Below are 22584 nucleotides of genomic sequence, written 5' to 3' on the forward strand. Positions count from 1 at the left end.
CGGGCCAGCGGACACAACACTTAGGAGCCAAGGAGCACGTCCATGCGTGGAATTTTGCAGCGCGTCACTCGCGCCTCGGTATCGGTTGATGGTGAGGTAATCGGCGAGTGTCCGGGGCCGGGAGCTCTTGTCCTTGTCGGTGTCACTCACGAGGACACCCTCGAACAGGCAAAAACTCTTGCGCGAAAGATCGCAGAATTGCGGATCTTTGAGGACGAGACGTCTATTCAAGATCGCGCAGAGGAAGCCAGCGTCCTGGTGGTTTCGCAATTTACGCTCTACGGAGATGTGCGTAAAGGGCGGCGTCCTTCGTGGTCGAAGGCGGCGCCGGGACCCGTCGCAGAGCCTCTGGTCGATGCCGTTGTTGAGGAACTGCGGAACCGCGGAATCCACGTCGAAACCGGGCGTTTCGGCGCAATGATGTCCGTGGAACTAGTAAATGACGGCCCCTACACCCTGGTTATTGAGGTTTAGAGAATAGGCCAGATGCACGTCTGGGAAGACGCGGAGTTTCCTCAATGGGCGCTCGCGGAACTCGCGTCAACCGATCGCATCTGCCCTTGGTGAACAAACGCGCGCACGGCCTCGCTACCCCGTAGTGTGGGACTCAGTGAAAAGCAGGTCGCGTGCTTGCGACTGCGACCTGAATCAGAGGGAGAAACGATGTTTGAACGCTTTACGGACCGAGCCCGACGGGTCGTCGTCCTCGCGCAAGATGAAGCGCGCAGCCTCAATCACAACTACATCGGTACCGAGCATCTTCTGCTCGGCCTGATTACCGAGGGTGAAGGCGTGGCCGCGAAGGCCTTGGAAAGCCTTGACATCAATAAGGATGCGGTTCGCGCAGCAGTCATCGACATTATCGGTGAAGGCGAGAAGCCGGTCGAAGGACACATTCCCTTCACCCCTCGCGCCAAGCGCGTTTTTGAGCTGAGCCTGCGTGAGGCACTGCAGCTCGGCCACAACTACATTGGTACCGAGCACCTTCTCCTTGGTCTGCTCAAGGAAGGCGAAGGCGTTGCCTCTCAGGTCCTCATCAAGCTGGGTGCTGATCTGGGCAAGGTTCGCCAGACCGTCATCGAACTTCTCTCCGGCTACCAGCGCAATAGCGATGATGGTCGCGAAAGCGTCGGTGTTGGCGCTTCCTCCACTGGTTCAGGTCAGACGAACTCGGCGATTCTCGAACAGTTTGGTCGTAACCTCACCCAAGCTGCCCGCGAAAACAAGCTCGATCCGGTGATTGGCCGCCGGACTGAAATGCAGCGCGTCATGCAGATTCTCTCGCGCCGCACGAAGAACAACCCGGTTCTGGTTGGTGAACCAGGCGTTGGTAAGACCGCCGTTGTCGAGGGCCTTGCCCAGGCGATCGTTGCCGGTGACGTGCCCGAAACTATCAAGGACAAGCAGATCTACAGCCTGGATATGGGCGCGCTGGTCGCTGGCTCGCGCTACCGCGGTGACTTCGAAGAGCGCCTCAAGAAGATCCTCAAGGAAATTCGTACTCGCGGCGACATCATCCTCTTCATCGACGAGATCCACACCCTGGTCGGTGCAGGTGCCGCGGAAGGCTCAATCGACGCCTCGCAAATGCTCAAGCCCATGCTTGCGCGCGGCGAGCTGCAGACCATCGGCGCAACCACCAGCGACGAGTACCGCAAGTACATCGAAAAGGATGCGGCTCTTGAACGTCGTTTCCAACCGGTGAAGGTTGACGAGCCCAGCGTCGAAGAGACCGTGGGCATCCTCAAGGGCCTGCGCGATCGCTACGAGGCCCACCACCGCGTCATCATTACCGACGCTGCGATCAAGGCCGCCGCCGAGCTGGCCGACCGCTACGTCTCTGATCGCTTCCTTCCGGATAAGGCTATTGACCTGATGGACGAGGCCGGCGCTCGCCTGCGTATTTCCCGCATGACCGCGCCGCCGGAGTTGCGCGAGCTGGACGAGAAGATCGCCGAAGTGAAGCGCAACAAGGAGTCGGCGATCGACGATCAGGACTTCGAGAAGGCCGCTGCTCTTCGCGACGAGGAGCAGAAGCTGACCGAAGAGCGCAAGCAGAAGGAATCCAGCTGGCGCGATGGCTCGCGCGAGGCAATTGCCGAGGTTGGCGAGGATGATATCGCCGAGGTTTTGGCGATGTCGACGGGTATTCCGGTCTTCAAGCTGACCCAGACCGAGTCCGCGAAACTGCTCAAGATGGAAGACGAGCTGCACAAGCGCGTCATCGGTCAAGATGCCGCGGTCAAGGCTTTGGCTCAGTCGATCCGTCGTACTCGAAGCGGCCTGAAGGACCCGAAGCGTCCCGGTGGCTCCTTCATCTTCGCCGGCCCGACCGGTGTTGGTAAGACAGAGCTTGCGAAGGCTCTGGCCGAATTCCTCTTCGGTGATGAGGATGCGCTGATCCAGCTCGATATGTCCGAGTTCTCTGAGAAGCACACCTCCTCACGTCTCTTCGGTGCTCCTCCCGGCTACGTCGGTTACGACGAAGGTGGCGAGCTCACCGAAAAGGTCCGTCGTCGTCCCTTCTCTGTCGTCCTCTTCGATGAGGTCGAGAAGGCTCACCCGGATATCTTCAACTCCCTGTTGCAGATTCTGGAAGAAGGTCGCCTGACCGATTCGCAGGGCCGCAAGGTTGACTTCAAGAACACCGTGATCATCATGACGACGAACCTGGGTACGCGAGACATCAACAAGGGTGTCCTCACCGGCTTCCAGTCCACCGAGAACATCACTCACGACTACTCACGCATGAAGGCCAAGGTTAACGAAGAGCTCAAGCAGCACTTCCGCCCTGAGTTCCTCAACCGCGTGGACGAGGTCGTTGTCTTCCCGCCGCTCGACAAGGAGCAGATCAAGCAGATCGTGGATCTGATGATCGCCAACCTTGCCAAGCGCATGGAGGCTCAGGATATGAAGCTTCAGATCACCGACGAGGCGCGCGAGCTGCTTGCGGACCGCGGTTTCGATCCGGTTCTGGGTGCTCGTCCGCTGCGTCGCGCGATTCAGCGTGATATCGAAGATGCGCTTTCCGAGCGTATTCTCTTCGGCGATATCCTTCCGGGACAGGTTGTCACTGTCGGCGTGAAGGGCGAAGGGGCAGAACGCGAGTTCACCTTCAACGGTCAGTAAGACCAATAGCGGTGGTGCTCCTTGGGTAGTCCCCCTTGAGTTCGCCGTGACTTGTTGTACGAGGCCGGGCGGGGGTCTGCGAGAATTGTTGCGCAGGCCACCGCCCGGTTTGTGTTCGATTCAAACTGAGGCACTCAGTACATACATGAATGTAATTTGTAAGAGTTTTTCCGCGAAATATTGCGGAAGAATTAAAAACAGTCAATGTGATCTTTGACTTTAGTTCTTCAAATGAGGGTGCCTCGTGGGACACTAAAAGAGGTCAAATAGAAGAATAACTTCCCCTACCCATCAGCAAGAGTGGTGAAAAATATATGAAGCAGCAGCATGGTGCATCCGCATCGCGCGTTAATCGACGCCGTCTTCCGGCTGCGTTGGTTGCTGCTTTTACTGTTACCGTCTCGACTCTTGCCATCCTTCACCAGGGCGTAACGACCGCTGAAGTCGATGTCGATGATGGCGGAATTTGGGTGACAAACTCTTCGAAACGACTTGTTGGCCACCTGAACTATGATTCTCGGATTCTTGACGGTGCCCTGCGCACAAAAACAACCGAATTCGATATCGGTCAATCGGGCAATGACGTCAGCTTCACGGATAAAACAAGCCACTCCGTTGCCCCCATTGACGTTGCTCAAGTTTCGGTAGGAGCTGCGACCTCGCTTCCTGAAAATACGAAGGTAGTCCAAGGTGGATCACGACTTGCGGTTATGGATCCTTCCCAAGGTCAGGTCTGGCTTGCTCAAGTGTCCAGTCCTTCCGGTACTGCCTATACAGATGAGGGCGCGCTGGCAAGCGATATGGAGCAGGGCGCTGTTGCTGTTTCGCAGAAGGGCACTCTTTTTGCGATTTCAGCCCAAGCCGGCCGCCGTATTACCGTCACCCGCGAAGGCCAACTGGACCGCCTGAAATCGCAGGACGTTGAGGGGCTTTCAGGCAACGCTGAACTGGTCATGACTGCAGTGGGAGAACAGTCCGTTGCTTTAGATAAGCGAAATCGTGTTCTGGTTCTTCCCGATGGAAAGCTTCGCAACCTTGCCGATGATGGCATCAGCGGAAACATCGCTCTGCAAGAATCTGGTCCGGAATCGTCGTCTGTGCTTCTTGCAACCGACCGTGAATTGATCTCCATCCCTCTTAAGGGTGGAGCGGCTACGAAGATTCCGGCGTCGAATGATGGTGCATCGGGTACGCCTTCTCGTCCTGTCTTCCATAAGGGTTGTGGCTACGCCGCATGGTCAAAGTCCGGTGCATACCTGCGAAACTGCACCGATCCCAGCCTCAATAAACAGATGACAGTTGACTCACTGAAGTCAGCTCAATCAATTGTTTTTAGAACAAACCGCACGCGCATTGTTCTCAATGACACCACATCGGGATCGGTGTGGATGCCCGAACACGACATGGTCTTGATGAACGATTGGGACCAGATCGAATCCCAACTTGAAAAGAAGGAAAAGCAAGAGGACTCTCCTCAGGTCACGGATCAGATCGCAGACCCAGAGCGAAAAGAGCAGAACACTCCTCCCGATGCGGTTAATGACGACTTCGGCATTCGCCCCGGTCGAACCACTACGCTTCCCGTCCTGAACAATGACTCTGATGCGGACGGCGACGTCCTGACCGCTCGTCCAGTCACCGACCCGCAGTTTGGGAAGGTCACGCGTACCCGCGGCGGGCGAGCTCTTCAAATTACGGATGTTCCCGATAATCAGACCGGCAGCACGTCCTTTACTTATGAGGCATCCGACGGTAAAGCGGTTGCCACCGCTCGCGTGAATGTGAGTGTCCACCCGTGGGAGATGAATTCGGGGCCAAAGCAGCTTCGCGATCCCGGCGTCACTCTGGGTAACCGTGCTCAAATTGAGTACAACGTGTTGAATGACTGGCAAGACCCAGATGGTGACCCCATCTTCTTGGCGAATGCTCATGCGCCAGAAGGTATTGAACTTCAATTCCGCGAGGAAGGAACCCTTCAAATCCGAGATCTCGGTGCGAGCGTGGGTGCGCACACGATCACCCTTGAGGTCTCAGACGGCCGTCAGAGTACCACTGGCACCCTCACTGTTAATGTTCAGAACCCCGGAAACTTGCCTCCCGTAGCGAACGCAGACTTCTACGTCGCGCGTGCTGGTGAAGTAGCGACAATTTCCCCGCTAGCAAATGACACTGACCCCAACGGAGACAACCTGTCCCTGGTTGCTCTTTCAGTTGCGCCCGCGGGAAGCCAAATTACACCCGATCTTGAACTGGGAACGGTAAATTTCGTTGCCCAAGCTCCGGGTTCCTACCAATTCACCTATACCGTTTCCGACGGTCCTTCGACCGCTCTGGGTGTTATTCGCGTTGACGTTGTCGAGGCCGATCAGCAGGCAGTTCCCGTCGCTGAGGATGACCTTGCCGTCCTGCCCGCAGGCGGCTCTGCACTGGTTGCGCCCCTGAATAACGACTCAGATCCCGCTGGTGGCGTGCTGGTCGTCCAAAGAGTTGAAGTTCCTGCAAATCTCGGCTTGGAAGTGACTCTGGTCGACCGCCATCTGTTGCGCATTACTGCCCCCGGCGGCCTCGAGAGCTCAGTGTCCTTCGACTATGTCGTCTCCAATGGTACGAATACCGCTAAGGCACGAATAACCGTCGTTCCAACTAGCGCACAGGACACGAAGCAACCTCCCGAGTTGCAGCCAGACCGCACGCGCGTACGTGTTGGCGATATCGCCTCGGTTCCAGTGCTTGCCAACGATCGTTCTCCTTCCGGTTTGACCTTGAAGGTCGACCCGAACCTCCAATTCACCCCGAACGAGGCCGTGGGCACCCCCTTCGTGACGGGCAACTTGGTCCGCCTTGAAGCGGGGAACACCCCGGGCGTTATGCACGTTGCCTACACGGTGCGCGACAGCGCTGGAAATATGGCGACGTCGACCGTGACCTTTGAGGTTCTTCCCAAGAGCGGAACCAATGCACAACCGCAGCCGAAGGCACTGACTGCCTGGGCTGTGAGCGGTGAAACGACCCGTATTCCGGTGCCTTTGAACGGCATTGATCCCGATGGTGACTCAGTGACTCTGGTTGGTATTGAACAATCCCCAACCAAGGGCACTGTCGAGCTTGGCGTGGACTGGCTGCAATACACCCCGGCGCCCAATACGACGGGTACCGATGTCTTTACCTACATCGTTGAGGATCGTCAGGGGAAGCAAGCTTCTGCACGTGTACGCGTGGGCATTGCCCAGCCTGCAACAGTCAACCAGCCTCCGACGGCGGTCCCAGATACCGTCCTGACCCGTCCGAACAGGCAACTGGGCGTCGCGGTGCTCCAAAACGATATTGATCCTGACGGCGATCCAATCTCGATCGTCCCCGGTTCTCTTCAGACTGCGACCGCAGAGCTAAAGCCTGAAATTCATGGAAATTCTATTGTTTTGACGACCCCCGCGCAGGATGGTTCCTACCTGGTGTCCTATGAAGTCACCGATAACCGCGGTGGTATTTCACGTGGAACATTGACAATCAACGTCGCAAATGACGCGCTGCTCCAAGCTCCTATCGCGCGCGATGACGTTGTTGCGGCCTCGCAGCTGCCGGCAAAGGGTGGCACTGTGAAGGTCCCGGTCTTGGCAAATGACGAAGACCCGGATGGTGATGTCAACAACCTGCGTGTGTCCACGAAGGCCGCAGGCGTCGAAGTGAACGGCTCCGACCTGATCATCACTCCACAAGAAGAGCGCATGATGGTCGTCTACACGGTTACTGACGCCGACGGTTTGAGCTCTTCGGCAGTTGTTTCCGTACCCGGACTTAAGCACAACCAGCCGACCATCGATACCACGAAGGTTCCCGTCAAGGTGCGCGCCGGTGAAGACGTCACCCTAGATATTTCCGACTACGTCATCGTTCGTGAAGGACGCAGCCCGCGTATCACCAATGCTGCAACGCTTCGTCCTTCTGCCGGCATCGATCAGGGAATGACCTTGAGCGATGAGCGGCACGTGAGTTTCCATGTGAATTCGGAATGGTCAGGGAAGTCATCCTTCTCCTTCGAAGTCTCTGACGGAGCTGCGGGTGATGACTCGGCCCTGACTGCGACCTTGACTTTGCCGCTGAAGGTAGAAGCCACGCAAAATCAGCCGGTTTCCTTCATTCCTACCGCTATTAGGGTCGCTGCCGGAGAGGAAGCAACTGCCGTGGACCTCGCGCAGATGGTGCGAGATCCAGAAGGTGCAGACCCAGCGGGATTTAAGTACGACATTTCGAACCTTCCCGAGGGCGTTGCAATCAGCCTCGACGGGCATATCCTGCGAGTCCGAGCTGATGTGGACCGACCAAAGGGTTCTGTCGGTTCGGTAACCGTCAGCGTTGATGACGGTGCGGGTGCAGTGAGCGCTCAGATTCCGATCACTGTTGTCGCATCGACCCGACCGCTAATTCAGGTCTCGGATGCGCTTTTGGAAGCGGCACGTTCGGGTGGCCTTGAGGCCGTTGACCTGACGCGCTACACGATCAATCCCTTCCCTGAGACGCCAATCCGTATTGTCGGCGCTTCAATTCAGATCGGTGAAGGAACCGTTGACCCCCAGGGAACGAACCTTAATATCACTCCTGCGGTTGGCTTCCGCGGACAGATGACCGTCCGTTATCGCCTGATGGATGCAACGGGAGATCCTGACCGTATCGTTGAAGGCAAGGTGCGTTTGGTGGTCCGTGACCGTCCTGACGCTCCGACGAATGTCTCACTGACTGCGACCGGCCCGGGCAGCGCGCTGGTGACCTTCCAAGCGGGTGCCGATAACGGTGCGACCATTACCGGTTTCACTGCGACGGACCGCGCAACGGGTCGTAGCTACCCCTGCGAGTCCGGCTCATGTGAACTCAGGGGTCTTGAGAACGGTCTGCGTCACTCCTTCACCGTTGTTGCGCATAACGCGGTCGGTGCTTCAGATCCTTCCGCAGCCTCTCCCGAGGTCCTCATCGATATGCGTCCCGAAGCGCCCCTGGCGCCTAGAGTTGAGCCCGAAAACGGTGCAATTGTCGTGAAATGGACACCACCGACCAACCAGGGTTCCGCTATCAGGAACTACACGCTTTACGTGTACGAGAACGGCGGTGCACGCCAGATTGAGGTCCCAGGCGACGTTACCGAATGGCGCGTCGATGGATTGCGTAATGGCCAGACCTACTCTGTCGCAATCTCCGCAAAGAACGGTGCAGAAGAACCTTCACCGACCTCGCAGAACTCCGCGAAGGTGACACCCTTCGGTCCTCCGGATCGCACCGATGGAGTCCGCGTCGAAAACATCGGTGGACAGGGCAATACCGGACGCGTCCGTTTCACGTGGACAACACCGCGCACAAATGGCGCAGAAATTACTCGCTACACCATCGATGTCAACGGTCGAACCGTTGGTGAAGCTGGTGGGGATCGCAATGACTACGCTACCGATCTGCCCGTGGGTGAGAACTATCGGGTGAAGATTCGCGCGTACAACTGGAAGAACGACAGTTCAGAATCCGACGAAGTCGCCTTCCAGGTCTTCACCTCGCCTCTCAACCCGAATGTTGGCTCCTTCTCCTCGACGCCGACCGGTGACCATGGAATGACGAAGGTCAGTGGCCTCTCTGTTAATCCTGGACAGGGCTTCAATAGCCGTAATCTTCACCTCGAGTGGTCGCACAGCGCTGGAGGCCCATGGAACTCCGTGACCAGTGGTGAAATCATCAATATTGGTTCCGATGGAGATGTCCAGATCTTCATTCGCCAAGTTGGCAACGTCAATGGTCAAGAGGTTGCTGGTGGAGCGGTTCCTGTGACTGCGAAGGCGAACTCGAAGCCGGCACCTCCCACGTACAGCATGGTCTTGAACGGTACCTCAGTCGTCGTTAGCTGGGATGCAACCCCGCCCGCTGGCTACCTTGCCCCAGATGACGTCATCCTTTGGTACAAGGACTCTTCTGGCCCTACCAGCCCCACGCAGGGCAAGGTCCTGCAGGGAAGCGCAACCGTGAGTGCAAGTGGTGGGCAGGTCCTCGAGGTTTCTGTCGGTTCTCGAAACTCTTTGGGAACGACTTGGGGTCGTCTCTCGGGAACCAACATTGAGACCGCAAAGATTAACGTTCCCGGTACATTCAGCGGTTCAACATCTCAATGCACTGCCGCGAATGCTCGTGGGGCAGAGCTAGCGGAATGCCAGATGGTCAGCATTACATTGCCCTCGACATGGGCAAGCGATGCAGTGCCACTGCGATGCTCGATGTGGGATGACTTCTCGCAGAGCTACGCGACCTTCACTCCTCGAGGAGGACCAAATTCCACCTTCGAAACGGGCGTTCGACTCAGTAAGGCAAATTCGGGTAATCTTCCGATTCTGCTCGGCCGAGTCACCTGCTCAGTTGCGAGGTAGCCGTGCCGCTTTTCGTTTCCAACTCATACGGGGGACTAACCCCCACCCCTCAACAAGCCAATCACTCGACACTGAAAGATGAATGGAGTCCCTCCCATGGCGCTTAGCTCGCAAGATGCCCAGCGTTTCGCCGAAACCTTCGCCGGTTTGGTCGGCGGTATCTCCCAGGCACTGCTGGACAAAGAACCGGTTATTCGCCTGGCTCTGACGACTATGTTCGCCGGGGGACACCTTCTTCTTGAAGATGCTCCCGGTACGGGAAAGACCGCTCTTGCTCGCGCGATCGCAGCAACAATTGCGGGCACGCACTCTCGTATTCAGTTCACCCCCGATATGCTCCCCGCGGATATTACGGGCGTGAATGTCTACGACCAGAAGAACAACGAGTGGCATTTCCGTTCCGGTCCGATCTTCGCCTCTATCGTCCTTGCCGATGAGATCAACCGTGCCTCGCCGAAGACTCAGTCTGCTCTCCTTGAGGTCATGGAAGAAGCACAGGTGACGGTTGATGGCGTCACCCACGCCGCGCCTCGTCCCTTCATGGTTATTGCAACGCAGAACCCGGTGGAACAAGCTGGAACCTACCCGCTGCCCGAAGCGCAGCTCGACCGCTTCTTGATGAAGGCCTCGGTCGGCTACCCCTCGCGCGCGGCGATGGCTGAAATTCTTGACGGTTCTGCGGCCCCCGACCGTTCTAAGCGCCTCAAGCCGCTTCTTGAGAGCGGACAGGTGGTTCGCCTTTCCGAACTCGCCGCGCAGACGCACACCGAGCGCGCAGTGTTGGATTACGTTGCCGCCCTTGCCGAGGCCACGCGCGACGACGATTCCGCTACCTTGGGTGTGTCGACCCGTGGTGCTATCGGTATGGTTCGCTGTGCACGAGTATGGGCCGCAGCTCAGGGCCGTCACTTCGTGCTTCCCGATGACATCAAGGCCTTGGCAGCTCCCGTGTGGGCACACCGAATTGTTGTCGATCCCGACGCGGCCTTCTCCGGTGCAACCGCTCAAGGCGTTATCGCGCGTGCTCTTTCCTCCGTTCCCGCCCCGGCGGTGAGCGCCTGAACATGCGCATCAAGGAAGTCCAAGGCGTGAAGGTGGGTGATCGTGGCTAAGCATTCGGCTCCGAAAGCTCCTGCCGCACCGCGCACCTCCGGTTCGCGCCGCGGTGCAAAACACCCCGGAGGAGAGCACCTCGACAGCGGAAAACGTCGTCGAGGAAAACGCTCCTCCGCCAAACGAGGCGCAGGTTCAAACGACGCAAGCGCACGCTCGTCAAAGAGCTCAGTCTTCGCCTCGGCGCGTGCGAATGTGAAGACAAGCTTGGGCGGGCTTCGCCAGGGTATGTCGCGTTTCGCGCAATCTCTGGGGACTGCTCCGGGTGTGAAGTACCTGCGTCATGCGGCTCGCTCGGTGACCTCGGTTGGCTGGGTCGTGCTTTTCTCGGCCCTCATTGCAGCCATTGTGTCTCGTGCTTTTGGTTGGGTCGAAGCCTTCTTCGTCGCCTGCGCATGCCTTCTTGCCTTCCTCATCGCCGTTGTGTGGGTGATTGTTCCTTCCCCTCACAAGGTTTCAGTGCGACTTCCGCGTCAGCGTATTGTTGCTGGTCAAACCGCCGTTGGTGAAATCACCGCTGAGAATATGTCGGATCGCCGCGCGCGCTCTGGTCTTATCGAACTTCCAATTGCCTCATCTGCACTTCAGTTCCTGGTTCCTCCTCTTCCTGGAAAGGGAGTCTGGAGTGAAGTGTTCTCTGTCGTTACCCATCGCCGAGGCCTGGTGACCGTTGGCCCAGCACGTGCACTTCGCGCTGACCCGCTGGGTCTGATTCGTCGAATTGGCACGTGGTCGCAGCCGGTGACCCTGTACGTCCACCCAAAGACCATTCGCGTTCCTTTCGATGCGACGGGTATCCACGCCGATGTTGAGGGTGTCACGACGGCGAAATTGTCATCCTCTGATGTTTCATTCCACGCGCTTCGTGACTATGTTCCCGGTGATGATCGCCGAAATGTCCACTGGCCGATGACCGCTCACATCGGACGCCTTGTTGTTCGTCAGTTTGAGGAAACGCGCCGTTCGCACCATTTGGTCGTTTTGGATACGCGACTGGGACATTGGAATGACCGCGATTCTTTCGAAAATGCTGTTTCGATTGCGGCTTCTTTGGTCGTTGCCGACATGGCTGCTTCTCGAACCGTGTCCTTGACGACCGCCACCGATTGGGTGACGACCAGTGCTGCGACGCGCATGCTCGATGCGATGTGCGCAATTCATGACTCGGGCGAAGCCGATCTGATGGCACGTCTGCGTGAGGCAATTGCAAAGCGTCCCGGTCTTTCGGTTGTCACGATCATTGCTGCGCCAACGGTTGATGACGATCAAGCCTCGCACCTGTTGAACGCCATTCCGGTTGATGTGCGCAGTGCGGTGGTTCGAGTTCGCCCCGGCCATCCGAAGCTGCGTCGCTTGAGCCACGGAACTTTGGCAGATTGCCCGACTCTTGAGGATCTTCCTCGATTGGTTGCTGCGGGAGGTCTGGCCTGATGTCTCAAACCACCACCGGTTTTCACCTGGGCGCTCGCGCTGGTTTCCAGGTCTCTCGTCGAGGCCTGCCGTCCTGGTTCCTCATTGGTTTAGTTCTGCTTTTCCTTCCCACCATTTGGGTTCACGAGGCCGTTTTTGGGTCGTGGGTCGGCTTGCGCGCCGCTGCGGCTGGCGTCGCTGCGGGTCTTTTCATCGCCTGGGCCTCGAGCTTCTGGCGCTGGGATTGGCTATCAACTATTGCCGGGCTGATCGCTGCTCACTTCCTTATTGGCGGTGTTGCGGCGTACCCCTCGACGACTTTCTACGGGCTTCCTACCCCACGCACCCTGCAACTCTTGGTTTTGCAGGTGGTCTATGCGTGGAAGGATCTGCTGACAATCACCCCGCCGGCCTCGGCCTACGTCGGTCCATCAATGGTCCCGTGGCTGAGCGCTCTGCTGTGCTCCTTCATCTCGGCGCTATTGGTCCTTCGCGCTGGGCGTGCAATTGCTGCGGTTATTCCCGTGGCCGTTATGGGAGTTATCGGCATTGCTTGGGGTAAGGGCGGTACCTTCCCGAATATTTGGCTGATCGCCGCCTGGTGGGCACTTGCCTTGGGCTGGTGTGCATGGGCAGATCAGTACCGTCGACTCGAAGCCGGCTTGGATGTTCGTGTCGGTGGGGCAGCCGCATCGGATACCTCAGCGACGCTGGGGGAGACCACTCAGGGCGGCTCTCAGGGCAGTATCCACCTGGGCCGCCAAATCGCAGGTGGCGCACTGGTCATTGCAGTTGTTGCAGCTGCCGCTATTCCGCTCACTAATGCCTATGGCCCGTGGTACACCCGAGTTGTGCTTCGCGATGTTGTCCAACCTCCGCTGGATGCGCGTCAGTATCCCTCTCCGCTGTCTGCTTTCCGTCACTACAACGTTGACTTGCAAGAGCAGAATTTGATCCACGTGGATGGCCTTCCAGAAGGCGCGCGCGTGCGTATCGGTGTCATGGATAGTTACGACGGAACGACCATGACAATGAGTGCTCCGGGAACTGGTCCCTCCGATGGCTTTATTCACGTGGGATCGACCTTGCCGCAGCAGCAGGCTCCCGAAGGTAGCTCGTCAGCCCATATGACCTTCACGACCTCGCAGCTCCTTGGCCCGTGGGTTCCAATCGTCGGTACGCCTTCGACCATGAATTTTGATCAATCTGCATCAGCTTCTGGTACCCAGGCGAACCAGCAAGAGGGTAATCCGAATGCCGCTGTGGTGAGCACCCTCTCTGATGGTCTCTACTACGACATGTGGGCAAACGCTGCACTTGCAACATCGAAGAACGTTCAGGGCGGAACCATGGTGTATTCCATGGATTCAACGGTTGTTCCGATCTGGTCGGATGGCCAGCTCTCAGGAACCCGTGCTGTTCCCTATCGCGGCGGAGATAAAGGCGTTCCCGATTCGGTTCGTGATCTGGCAACTCAGACCTCAGCAGCCGAGCAGGGTGATCTTGCAAAGGCCCGCGCGATCGAACGCTACCTGAAGGAAAAAGGCTTCTACTCGAATGAAGACAACGCTCAGTCGCGCCCGGGTAACCGAGCAGACCGACTGAGTCGCATGCTTGAAAGCGAGCAGATGATCGGTGACGATGAGCAGTACTCCGTGCTCATGGCGCTGATGCTGCACAACCTCGGCATGAACGCCAGGGTCGTCATGGGTGCGTATCCGAATGAATCGAAGGGCGGCGATGTCGATCTACGCGGTTCGGATGTTCACGCGTGGGTTGAGGTCGAGTTCCAAGGAGTTGGTTGGGCGGTTTTCGATCCGACCCCGCCGCGCGACCAAGTGCCTCAAACCGATGTCCCGAAGCCACGTTCTGTGCCGCGTCCTCAGGTTCTTCAACCGCCAGAGCCGCCTGAACAGCCCGCAGAACTTCCGCCGACAACTACCGATCGCGGTTCAGATTCGAACGATGACTCGCGCCTGAAGATTCCGTGGCGAATCATTGCAACCGGTAGCGGAATTCTTGCGATCATCGCAATCCCGCTTCTGGCTATTCTTCTGGCGAAGAGTCGCCGTACCAAGAAACGTCGTTGGTCCGCGCCCCCGCAGGCGCTCACCGGTTCGTGGGACGAGGTCGTCGATCTCGCGCGCGATGCCGGCGTTGTCGTGCCGACCGACCTTACTCGTCAAGAGGCCGCGTGGATGCTGACGACATCACCTCTGTGGCCAGCAAGTGCTGCCAAGAGCAGTGCCTCAACCCCTCAGTGGTATGAATTTGGCGAGGAGCTGCCCAGGCCTGTTCGGGTTGCCCGTTGGGCAGATACGGCTGATTTCTCCGGTGATGAGGTCCGGCCCGAACAAGCGACTGATTCCTGGCAGATTGTTGATGAGCTGACTCAGGAGCTGCGCGAAAATGCAACTCGCTGGACCCGGATTCGCCGTGCGCTTTCCTTGTCCTCGCTGAGTGCACGCTACCGCCAAAAGCACGGTACTTCACCGATCGGTGTACTTCGTCGCCGTCTTCGCCACCCCTTCAGAGGTAAGCAATCATGACCCCTTCGGTTCCCTCTAGGCGTCTTCCTCCTCCCGAGCTTCCCGGTCACACCTGGCTGCGAGCCCTGGGTTCTGGAGGTTTCGCTGACGTTCACCTCTACCGCCAGGAGCTTCCTGCGCGTGAAGTTGCGGTGAAGGTCGCGCGCTCGGTGGGCGACCAGGTTGAGTACGCGCAAATCCGTCACGAGGCCGACGTCATGACCTCCATTGCCGGCCACCCCGCCGTGGTGGAGTTGTATTCGATTGGGACTTCACCCGATGGCCGTCCCTATTTGGAAATGGAGTTCTGTCCGGTCGCAAACGTTGCCGAGCAGGTACGCCGAATGCCGATGGCGGTCGATCGAGCACTTGATGTCGTGATTCGCCTGTGTGGAGGCGTTGAGATGCTCCACCGAAATGGCTATGTCCATCGCGATATCAAGCCAGCGAACGTCATGTTCGACTCCTACAACTACCCGGTCTTAGGAGACTTCGGCGTTGCCTCTCGCATTGGGGCTTTGGAAAAAGGAAGCCTGGATGGCTTCTCAGTGCTCTGGGCTCCGCCTGAGCAACACAATCGTTCCACCCACGCACATCCGACTCAGGATGTGTGGGCGCTGGCAACAACCTTGTGGACATTCCTTAGCGGGCGTAGCCCATTCGAGGATCCGGTTGGTGACAATAGTGCTGCCTCGGTGGCTGCTCGCGTCTATGAGGGGCGCATTCGTGGGCTTTCTCGCCCGGATGCCCCGAAGGAACTTGAGCGCGTTTTGCGCCACGCGATGCAGCTGGATCCCCGGAAGAGGACTGCATCAGCGGCTGAACTAGGCCGTCAGCTTCAAGACATTCAGACCCTCATGGGGCGCCCGGTCACCAAGATGGAGCTGCGTGACGGTAATACCGTGGGCAGTTTCGGGGCTCACGGCTCTTCGGTTGGTGCCGCTGATGATGGAACGGCTGCGTGGGGTGCGGTCCAGGGCGAAAATTCCCCGAATGCAGCTCAAGATGAGGCAACCCGCCTGCGTGCGATGCCTTCGATCGATGCCGAGCGAACGCGTTTGCGTGCGCCTTCCCTTGACCTGGCTCAGGCTGCCTCTTCTTCCGCTGCCGAGGCCGCAGCCCCTTCGCCTGCTTCCGTAACCAATCCGTTCGGCGCGAACGCCGCGGGCGAGAGTGCTTCTAGCGGGATGCAGTCGCAGCCCACCGATGCCTCGCTTTCGGGTATGCAAGGCCCGGGTATGCAAGCTCCGACACCAACCTCGGAAAACCAGCAGGATTTCGCTGGTCTCCACCAACAGGATGCCTCAGCGGTTGACGCATCCAGTGAGCAATTTGGTGCCGGATATGCACCTGCGCCAGACTCGTGGCATGCCCCGGGGCATACCACTCAAAACACCTTTGATACCGGTCATCCCTTGGGTTACCTCCCAGATGGTCGACGTTCAGGTCCGAAGAGGACCATTGCGATCATCGCGCTTGTCGTGATGGCGATGGTGGTTTTGGGTGCCGTCATTGTTGCAATGCTGACGGGCGGAGGCAGCATCATCGGGGTGGGCAATCAGACTGCTTCCCCTACGGCCTCGGCAAGTAGCTCTTCCACGCAGGGATCGCAGGGTGAAGACCCGATTGCAGTTCCTCCGCCTGCGGTTGACCAACTGGTTGCACGCGTGAATGGCGAGGATATCCAGTGGAGTTGGACTGACCCCGCGGTCGGGACGACGTCGGCCGGACATCGGCGTTATGTCTATACCGTTTCAAAGCCGGGGGCAGATGATGCGGTTGCTGAGACGCGCCAGAATGCGGTGTCGGTAAAGGCTGTTCCCGGTGAAGTATGTATCGAGGTCGTGTCAGTGGCCGAAAATGGGCGCGCCTCGCAGCCCACTAAGAACTGCGTGACAATTCCCGAAAATGGCAACGCTCAGAACCAAGAGGGCGATAAGAACCAGCAGGGTAATGGCCAGCAAGGTAATGGGCAGAACCCACAGGGCGACGCAAATACGAATAAAGAGCAGCACTAACTACTCTGAAATTCGGCATACGCCACTTCACGCCTCTTTACTGCGCAACCTGCGAATCAAGAGCACTGCGACAACAATCGTGAGGCCCGCGCCAGAGATTCCCAATGCCCACATTCGACGCGGAGTCGTCGTATCAACCGGAAGATCAGGTTTCACCATAACCGGATCTGCGGTTTTTTGAATCGGTGGATACAAGGGGTTTGTGGGCCCTGGCATCTTCCCGTCGTTGACGAAATTCAATGCGTTAAAGGGTGCGACGATTCCCCAGCCCTCTTCGGCAGTGCGCTGTGAAGGGGTTGGGCGAAGTGCGGTAGCCAGAAGGCGATACTTCCACTGATCGGGGGTCTCGTTCGGATACCTTGCAGCAATCAAGGCAACAATTGCGCCCACGTATCCCGTCGCATAAGAGGTAGAGGCTCCCTGCGTTGCGAACATGCAGTCACCGTTTGCAAAGAAGGTCGACGCAATTTGCGAACCGGGTGCAGCGATTTCTACGTGGGTTCCATGGACGACGGACTGGCTGGGGTTACCTTGCGCATCGACCGCGGTGACGGCCAAGGCCTCGGGATATCCCGCGGGGAAGCGTACCGCGGTGTCTTGTGAACCGGAGTTTGTATTCTGTTCGACGTTTCCAGCCGAAGCGACGACCAGCGCACCCTTTGAGTGCGCGTACTGGGTGGCTGTGCGCAGGGCAACATCGTCAGAGGTCAAGGATTGCGGAACAACGATCACGTGAATTCCTTGATCCGCAGCCCAACGAATACCATCGGCTGTGCGCGCAACTGTCGGCCCCTTGCCCGCGCGCTTGGCGTCGTCACTGGAGTCAACGTAGACGCGCACGGGAACAATGGTTGCTCGCGGTGCGAAGCCGACGACACCGGAACCTGAGACCTCGCGCGCGGCGATCTGCCCCGCGATTGCGGTGCCATGTCCAAAAACGTCTTTTCGTCCGTCACCAGACTCAACCAGGTCGGTACCCGGCTCAACTGCGTCCTTGAAATGGGCATTTCCAGCGGCAACACCCGAATCGACGATCGCAACGCGCACTTGGCCCTGTGACAGTTTCAGGGCCTCTTTCATTCCGAGGAACGAGTAGGCCGAAGGTGGCTGAGTGATCCACTTATCGATACCTATTTGGCAGCCCTCTTCGGGCTGCTTTGTGGCGGATCCACGCTTTTGCTGCGAGTTCGTCTGGTCGTTTCCTTGAGTCTCGCCCGGTGTGGGCGTATCCGCGTATGCGGAAGGAAGCGCAACTGCGCCACACAGCGCCAGTGCGGCAAGAGCGCTCAGCGTGCAATTTGTCAGTCGATTCACTGAGCACCAACCGTTTCCCAAGCAGCAGCGGAAGTGAGTTCTTGCCCCTCAGGAACGAGTGCAAGCCATGCTGCCGGAATGGGAGAGACCGCAGTTTCGGGCAGCCCCAAGCGTTGCAGTGAATCGCTGGGGTTATTTCCCAAACCGTGGACCTTCCCGATGTCAGAGACAAACACGATAGGACCGCTTGAACCGCCGGAGGAGGAACGGACCAGTGCACCTGAACCGCCTCGAACATTGACCTCGCGCGGGTGAAGCTGAGCGAGCTCGGAGGTGGGAATGGACTTAAGAACGGTCTCTGCCTTGGAGTGGTTCACAACGAGCTGAGCGCATGGCGCCGCATCGGCCCCCAGAACTTCACCGACCTGGCTGGGCCAATCCGAAGGGATAACGCCCTGGTTATTCACCGTCAGTGATGCCAGTTCTGAGAGGTCAATTATGAGGTTTTGCGGACTTCCGCGGTCTGCCCACGAGGCCTGGTAGAGCTTGTAGGAGAAATCCGTTAGCGGAGTAATAGTTCCGTCGTCAGTGATGACGTAGCGACGCGGTGTTCCGGATTCGTCGACTTCGATGACGGTTCCGATCTGTGCTGCGGTGATTCGCGGCGACATGCCTGAAACCGGGCGACCCAGGTTCGGGATATCGACGGGTGCCAAAGTTGACCCTTCGGTGAACAAGTTCAGCCAAGCTGCACTCACCGGGGTGATGGTGCGACCGGACAGGTCGAGCACGTTAACAATGGCTTGTGCGTGCGCGATTTCGATGGGATAGCGGACCCCGCCTGTGACCAGGTAGAGCCTTCCTTCGTTGGAAACAAGGGCGCTGGTTGCGTTGCTGAGGCCCTCGGGGTTACCAGCGACCCAAGTTTTGATTCCTGACGAGGCCGCGCATGAGGTCCAGTCGTAGGAGTGCAGTTGGTCTGCAGTTGGGATGTCGTCGGGCACATCGCTCAAACCGATCGCGCTTCCACGGGGGATTCCCTCCAGCGAGGAGGTCGACACCGAGGAAGTCACAAGCTTTCCGCTTTCGCTGAGGAGCTTGGCGGAGGTGACGTTAGAAACGGGGCGAAGTGTTCCTTCGATCGAGTAGTAGCGTGCACCTTCACCCTTCGTGATGATGAGGTGCGAGTCTTGCCAGCCGCTGGGAAGCGTCGGCACGAACCTACCGACAGCAACTGCAATGAGAACTGCAAGTGCGGCAAGCGAGGCCCCGACGATTAGAGGGCGAGTGGTTGATTTTGATTCGAGTTCTTTTCCTCCGGGAGTACCAGAGGTGAAGGCTGTGACCAGGCGGCGACGATTGAAGCGCTGTGCTTCAAGGATGTCCTTATTTGATGGCATTACAGGATCCCCCATACCAGAGTCGTGATGGGTACCAATGCCAGCAAGCTGATGAGCGAGAGGGTGTCAGCGATTCGAGTGACCCAGGGGCGCATCTTCGGATCGATAACGGTCAGTGCCAAGACAAGGCCGGTTGCAATGAAGAGCAATAGGACAATCGGAATGAGTGCCTGGGGCATGAGGATTGCGCTACCGATCGCGCTAACAAGGATCAGGATGATGCCTAGAATCGCGCCGATCAGGACCTCGACTCGCGAACGCAAGGATCGCGTTGAAAGCAGAAGAGCAACGCCTCCGCAGATGAGAAGGAGTAGTGAATAGCGGGTATCAAGGAGGAGCGGAACACAGATCAAGATTCCCAGCGAAGCGCCAGTTTTAAGGGAGATGGTCAGGATATGACCGTCGTTTACCTTGCGAACAACCTGGTAGGCATCGATAGTTTCGGGGTTTCCTGTCACGCGAATAGGAATTCGGGCCATCGCAAACCAGGGGGCGATCAAAATAAGCACTATTAATAAGGTATAGATTGCACTTGCTGAGCGCTGGGTTGAAAGGTGTCCAAATCCCGTAAGCAGGCCAATTGTTGCGGCTGAAAAGCCATAGGTGAGGGGCGCAACAATGGAGCCGTGCAAGGTTTTGGGAAGAATGATCAGAAGAATTGCTGCGCTGACGATCGCTGCAATTCCAAAGCCAGCCAGCGGAAGGGCTGACCAAGAGCCAGGGATTGCGCTCATGACCGCGCTACCGGCAAGGATCGGAATTGAGTGCGCAAGAGAGAGGGGAGCAAGGCGCTGGGTTGAGCGTGAAATCAGTGCGCAGGCTAGAGAAGCCAGCAAAGTTCCGGCCAATCCGGTAATTAAACCAAGGTAGCTTCCTCGGCCTCCGGTGAAGATCAGAACGGCTGCAGTGAGGACTAACAGCGCTGAAGCATGTGTGCTAAGATCTACCGAATTGTCAGAATTCCATGGAGCCTGATCATTTTCGACCGCGGTTCCCACGGCCTCGACCAAGTCGTCATAGCGCAAATCCTGTGTGCTGTCGCCGATTTTCGACAGAATCAGAACGGATCCGGCTTGGATTCCCTGGTTGATCAGGGTCTGGCTTTGATCAAGAACTTGGCCCTGAGAATTCGTAATTCGGTATCCCTGAGAGGCAGAACTGGCCGATAATTGTGTGATTTGCGACACAATATTTGGGGCAAATTCGGCCAGTGCAACGTTCGTTGGGACCGACATGTCGACGGTGCTCTCACCCATGCGAATGCTAACGGGCATAAGGGCTGGAGGCCTGGATGCGGTAGTGCTTGCCATGAGGTTCCTTTGCTCAATAGTGCTGCCTTAAGCCTAGCTGGTTTCATGAAACCTGTATTTGCATTCCCAGATCCCTTCGATAATGTAATACCCGACATCGCGATTGTGCCCTCCGTTACAGAGGGTCGATCAATGCAAGACTTCGGGGGGACCCGAACGAAAAACTAGGAGGGTGGACCATGAGCGGTGCAAATATTTCTGCGGAACAAGCCAGCTATGATGCCATTCGCACAGCTGTCACTAACCTGCAGGCCTACCTGCAGGGCCTGAACGCAAAGGTTAAGGGTGAGGTCGCTACCGCTATCGGTGGTTGGCAGGGTGGCGCCTCGCAGGCGTTCAACTCCGTCATGGAGCAGTGGGATGCTGGCTCGTCCAAGACCACTCAGGCACTGACCGATTTCGAAAGCGCACTTGCCTCGGTCGGCGCTCAGACAATTCAGAACGAACAAGATGCCCAGCAGTCTGTCGCCAAGACCGGCGCTGCAATGTTGAACATCTGAGCAGATTGGAGTAGGAAATGAACGGTGGAGATTTTCGCGTAAGCCCGGAGCTGCTCCAGCAGGTCTCGGCTGATCTGCGCACGCAGGCAACCGATCTGCTCAGCCAGCTTGATCAGTTCAATAAGGACGTTGAAGCACGTAGCGCCACATGGGAAGGTGCTGCGAAGGAGTCCTACGCCCAGAAGCATGGTGAGTGGACCGCTGGTATGCACCAGATGCAGCAGGCTCTTGATGCCTTCGCAGGTCTGGTTGATCAGCTTGCTGGCAACTACGTCGTGACCGATAACACGGGTGCGCGTACCTTCAATGGCCTGGCTACTGGCCGCTGATACAACTCATGCGTAGCGCTCGTGAGTGTTGCGCGTAAACGGCGTGTGGGTGAGTAGAGAGATCTGCTCACCCACACCCATATCCTCAACAAAATGATCAGTCGTTGTGGACTGGTCTTCGAATCGGATCCCGTTCAAGGAGTCACTCGTGGTTTCGATCAGTCTTATTTCTGGGGAGTATGACGCTGCTGCGACGACGATGTCGCAGGTTTCAAATGAACTTCAGGGCGCAAAGATCGACGACCTTTCAGAAGCTGTTAGCGAAGCGATGAAAGGTGCAACTTCGATTTCAAAAGCGGAAGAAGTTGAACGTCGATACACCGATTTGCTTCGTACTCACTCCTCAGTATTGATGGAGCTTGCATCAGCTGCAAAAGATGCAGGCATCACTTTGCAAATGGGAGAAGCAGAGAATACGGCCACTGTGCACAAGCAGGGGGAAGTAGCGCTTCTCGCTCTAACGCGGTCGCCCGCCCTTCAACAACGTGCAGCCGCGCTCAACGGTGGCGGGTATCTTCGCCCTGAGCCTCTCTAATACCCAGTCGGGTTTGCTTACAGAAGCCATTTTGCCTTGATCTGTCAACGATAGCTGTAGGATTTTGAGAGAGCAGCTGTGGAGGAATAACTGATGTCTTTAACTTGGGGACAAGTCAAGACTTGGACGTCGTCCAGTTTTTCGGGCTATGTAGGAACTGTTGGTGCGCGGCGTGACACTGTCGTTCAACAAGCCGCCAGTCTCCAAGCGCGTATGAGCTCATTCCAAGGTGAGGGTAAGACTGCTGAAGCCTTGCGCAAAAAAATGGGTAAAGCTCATGAAGCTCTGACAACTCTTGCCGATGACTTGGCAGAGGTTCAGGATGCGGTGAGTGCCGCAGCCGAAAACGTCTCTGAAGTGGAAAGCGCTGTTAAAAATGCGATTTCTACAGCCTCACTTAACGGTTGCAAGATTTCGGACAATGGTAGCGTTTCGTGTCACATTCCCTACGGAACTGATGGTACAGCTGCAATCACTAATGCGATTGCAAAAGTTGAAGTACTTGTTCAAGAAGCTCTCGCACTTGCAGATTATGCGGATGCATCATTCCAAACGCGTTTAAGTTCAGTGGGTACTGACGGAAGTACCTCTTCGGCTTCTGGTCAAGGAACTCATGCTTGGTCGAAGAAAGAGCAAGATGCTTTTCAAAAAATGTCGCCGGAG

14 protein-coding genes are annotated in these 22584 nt (G+C 57.3%); 11 read left to right on the top strand and 3 right to left on the bottom strand.

Annotated features, from left to right (window positions below; all coding sequences use genetic code 11):
* Positions 1 to 42: 42 nt before the first annotated feature.
* From dtd to ADG72_RS05385, 7 genes are all read left to right on the top strand, one after another.
* Positions 43 to 474 carry a D-aminoacyl-tRNA deacylase gene (dtd, locus tag ADG72_RS05355; protein WP_048712967.1) on the top strand — a complete coding sequence of 144 codons (432 nt, stop codon included), beginning with the start codon at positions 43 to 45 and terminating at the stop codon, positions 472 to 474.
* A gap of 189 nt (positions 475 to 663) precedes the next feature.
* Entirely contained in the window at positions 664 to 3129 is a 2466-nt protein-coding gene (locus ADG72_RS05360; RefSeq protein ID WP_048712969.1) for an ATP-dependent Clp protease ATP-binding subunit, read from the top strand.
* A 314-nt stretch (positions 3130 to 3443) separates the two neighbouring features.
* Positions 3444 to 9524 (top strand): Ig-like domain-containing protein, encoded by a 6081-nt coding sequence (locus ADG72_RS05365; protein ID WP_048712972.1) that lies wholly within the window; start codon positions 3444 to 3446, stop codon positions 9522 to 9524.
* Positions 9525 to 9620: 96 nt separating this feature from the next.
* A complete protein-coding gene (locus tag ADG72_RS05370) occupies positions 9621 to 10586 on the top strand; it encodes an AAA family ATPase (RefSeq protein WP_019126856.1) in 966 nt (321 codons plus the stop codon).
* 42 nt (positions 10587 to 10628) lie between these two features.
* Positions 10629 to 12068, top strand: coding sequence for a DUF58 domain-containing protein (locus ADG72_RS05375; RefSeq protein WP_239667670.1), 1440 nt, complete (start codon positions 10629 to 10631; stop codon positions 12066 to 12068).
* On the top strand, positions 12068 to 14596 hold the full coding sequence (locus ADG72_RS05380) for a transglutaminase-like domain-containing protein (RefSeq protein WP_048712975.1): 2529 nt from the start codon (positions 12068 to 12070) through the stop codon (positions 14594 to 14596). Before ADG72_RS05375 ends, ADG72_RS05380 begins: the two co-directional genes overlap by 1 nt.
* Entirely contained in the window at positions 14593 to 16593 is a 2001-nt protein-coding gene (locus ADG72_RS05385) for a serine/threonine-protein kinase (RefSeq protein ID WP_048712979.1), read from the top strand. Before ADG72_RS05380 ends, ADG72_RS05385 begins: the two co-directional genes overlap by 4 nt.
* Positions 16594 to 16620: 27 nt before the next feature.
* Here ADG72_RS05385 and ADG72_RS05390 read toward each other — a convergent pair whose 3' ends face one another.
* Genes ADG72_RS05390 through ADG72_RS05400 form a run of 3 tightly spaced genes read right to left on the bottom strand, consistent with a single transcriptional unit; the run spans position 16621 to position 20557 of the window.
* Entirely contained in the window at positions 16621 to 17907 is a 1287-nt protein-coding gene (locus ADG72_RS05390; RefSeq protein ID WP_048712982.1) for a S8 family serine peptidase, read from the bottom strand.
* Complete coding sequence (gene eccB / locus ADG72_RS05395; RefSeq protein WP_048712984.1) at positions 17904 to 19247, bottom strand: type VII secretion protein EccB; 1344 nt, start codon at positions 19245 to 19247, stop codon at positions 17904 to 17906. Before eccB ends, ADG72_RS05390 begins: the two co-directional genes overlap by 4 nt.
* Positions 19247 to 20557 (bottom strand): EsaB/YukD family protein, encoded by a 1311-nt coding sequence (locus ADG72_RS05400; RefSeq protein ID WP_048712988.1) that lies wholly within the window; start codon positions 20555 to 20557, stop codon positions 19247 to 19249. Before ADG72_RS05400 ends, eccB begins: the two co-directional genes overlap by 1 nt.
* A 179-nt stretch (positions 20558 to 20736) precedes the next feature.
* On the opposite strand from ADG72_RS05400, the gene ADG72_RS05405 reads away from it, so the two are divergent.
* The 4 genes from ADG72_RS05405 to ADG72_RS05420 form a co-directional block, all read left to right on the top strand.
* Entirely contained in the window at positions 20737 to 21057 is a 321-nt protein-coding gene (locus ADG72_RS05405) for a WXG100 family type VII secretion target (RefSeq protein ID WP_048712991.1), read from the top strand.
* A 17-nt stretch (positions 21058 to 21074) separates the two neighbouring features.
* Entirely contained in the window at positions 21075 to 21386 is a 312-nt protein-coding gene (locus ADG72_RS05410; RefSeq protein WP_048712994.1) for a WXG100 family type VII secretion target, read from the top strand.
* A gap of 148 nt (positions 21387 to 21534) precedes the next feature.
* On the top strand, positions 21535 to 21921 hold the full coding sequence (locus tag ADG72_RS05415) for a hypothetical protein (protein ID WP_053090555.1): 387 nt from the start codon (positions 21535 to 21537) through the stop codon (positions 21919 to 21921).
* Between the two features lie 93 nt (positions 21922 to 22014).
* Positions 22015 to 22584, top strand: a 570-nt coding sequence (locus ADG72_RS05420) for a WXG100 family type VII secretion target (RefSeq protein ID WP_048712996.1), incomplete at its 3' end; no start/stop codon positions are given.

This window comes from Trueperella pyogenes, from assembly GCF_001070855.1.
Taxonomy (GTDB): Bacteria; Actinomycetota; Actinomycetes; order Actinomycetales; family Actinomycetaceae; genus Pauljensenia; species Pauljensenia pyogenes_A.

Excerpts from the sequence above, each read along its gene's own strand:
- eccB (WP_048712984.1), bottom strand. The coding sequence starts at position 19,247 with ATGCCATCAAATAAGGACATCCTTGAAGCACAGCGCTTCAATCGTCGC.
- ADG72_RS05370 (WP_019126856.1), top strand. The coding sequence starts at position 9,621 with ATGGCGCTTAGCTCGCAAGATGCCCAGCGTTTCGCCGAAACCTTCGCC.
- ADG72_RS05380 (WP_048712975.1), top strand. The coding sequence starts at position 12,068 with ATGTCTCAAACCACCACCGGTTTTCACCTGGGCGCTCGCGCTGGTTTC.
- ADG72_RS05400 (WP_048712988.1), bottom strand. The coding sequence starts at position 20,557 with ATGGCAAGCACTACCGCATCCAGGCCTCCAGCCCTTATGCCCGTTAGC.
- ADG72_RS05405 (WP_048712991.1), top strand. The coding sequence starts at position 20,737 with ATGAGCGGTGCAAATATTTCTGCGGAACAAGCCAGCTATGATGCCATT.
- ADG72_RS05360 (WP_048712969.1), top strand. The coding sequence starts at position 664 with ATGTTTGAACGCTTTACGGACCGAGCCCGACGGGTCGTCGTCCTCGCG.
- ADG72_RS05365 (WP_048712972.1), top strand. The coding sequence starts at position 3,444 with ATGAAGCAGCAGCATGGTGCATCCGCATCGCGCGTTAATCGACGCCGT.
- ADG72_RS05410 (WP_048712994.1), top strand. The coding sequence starts at position 21,075 with ATGAACGGTGGAGATTTTCGCGTAAGCCCGGAGCTGCTCCAGCAGGTC.
- ADG72_RS05385 (WP_048712979.1), top strand. The coding sequence starts at position 14,593 with ATGACCCCTTCGGTTCCCTCTAGGCGTCTTCCTCCTCCCGAGCTTCCC.
- dtd (WP_048712967.1), top strand. The coding sequence starts at position 43 with ATGCGTGGAATTTTGCAGCGCGTCACTCGCGCCTCGGTATCGGTTGAT.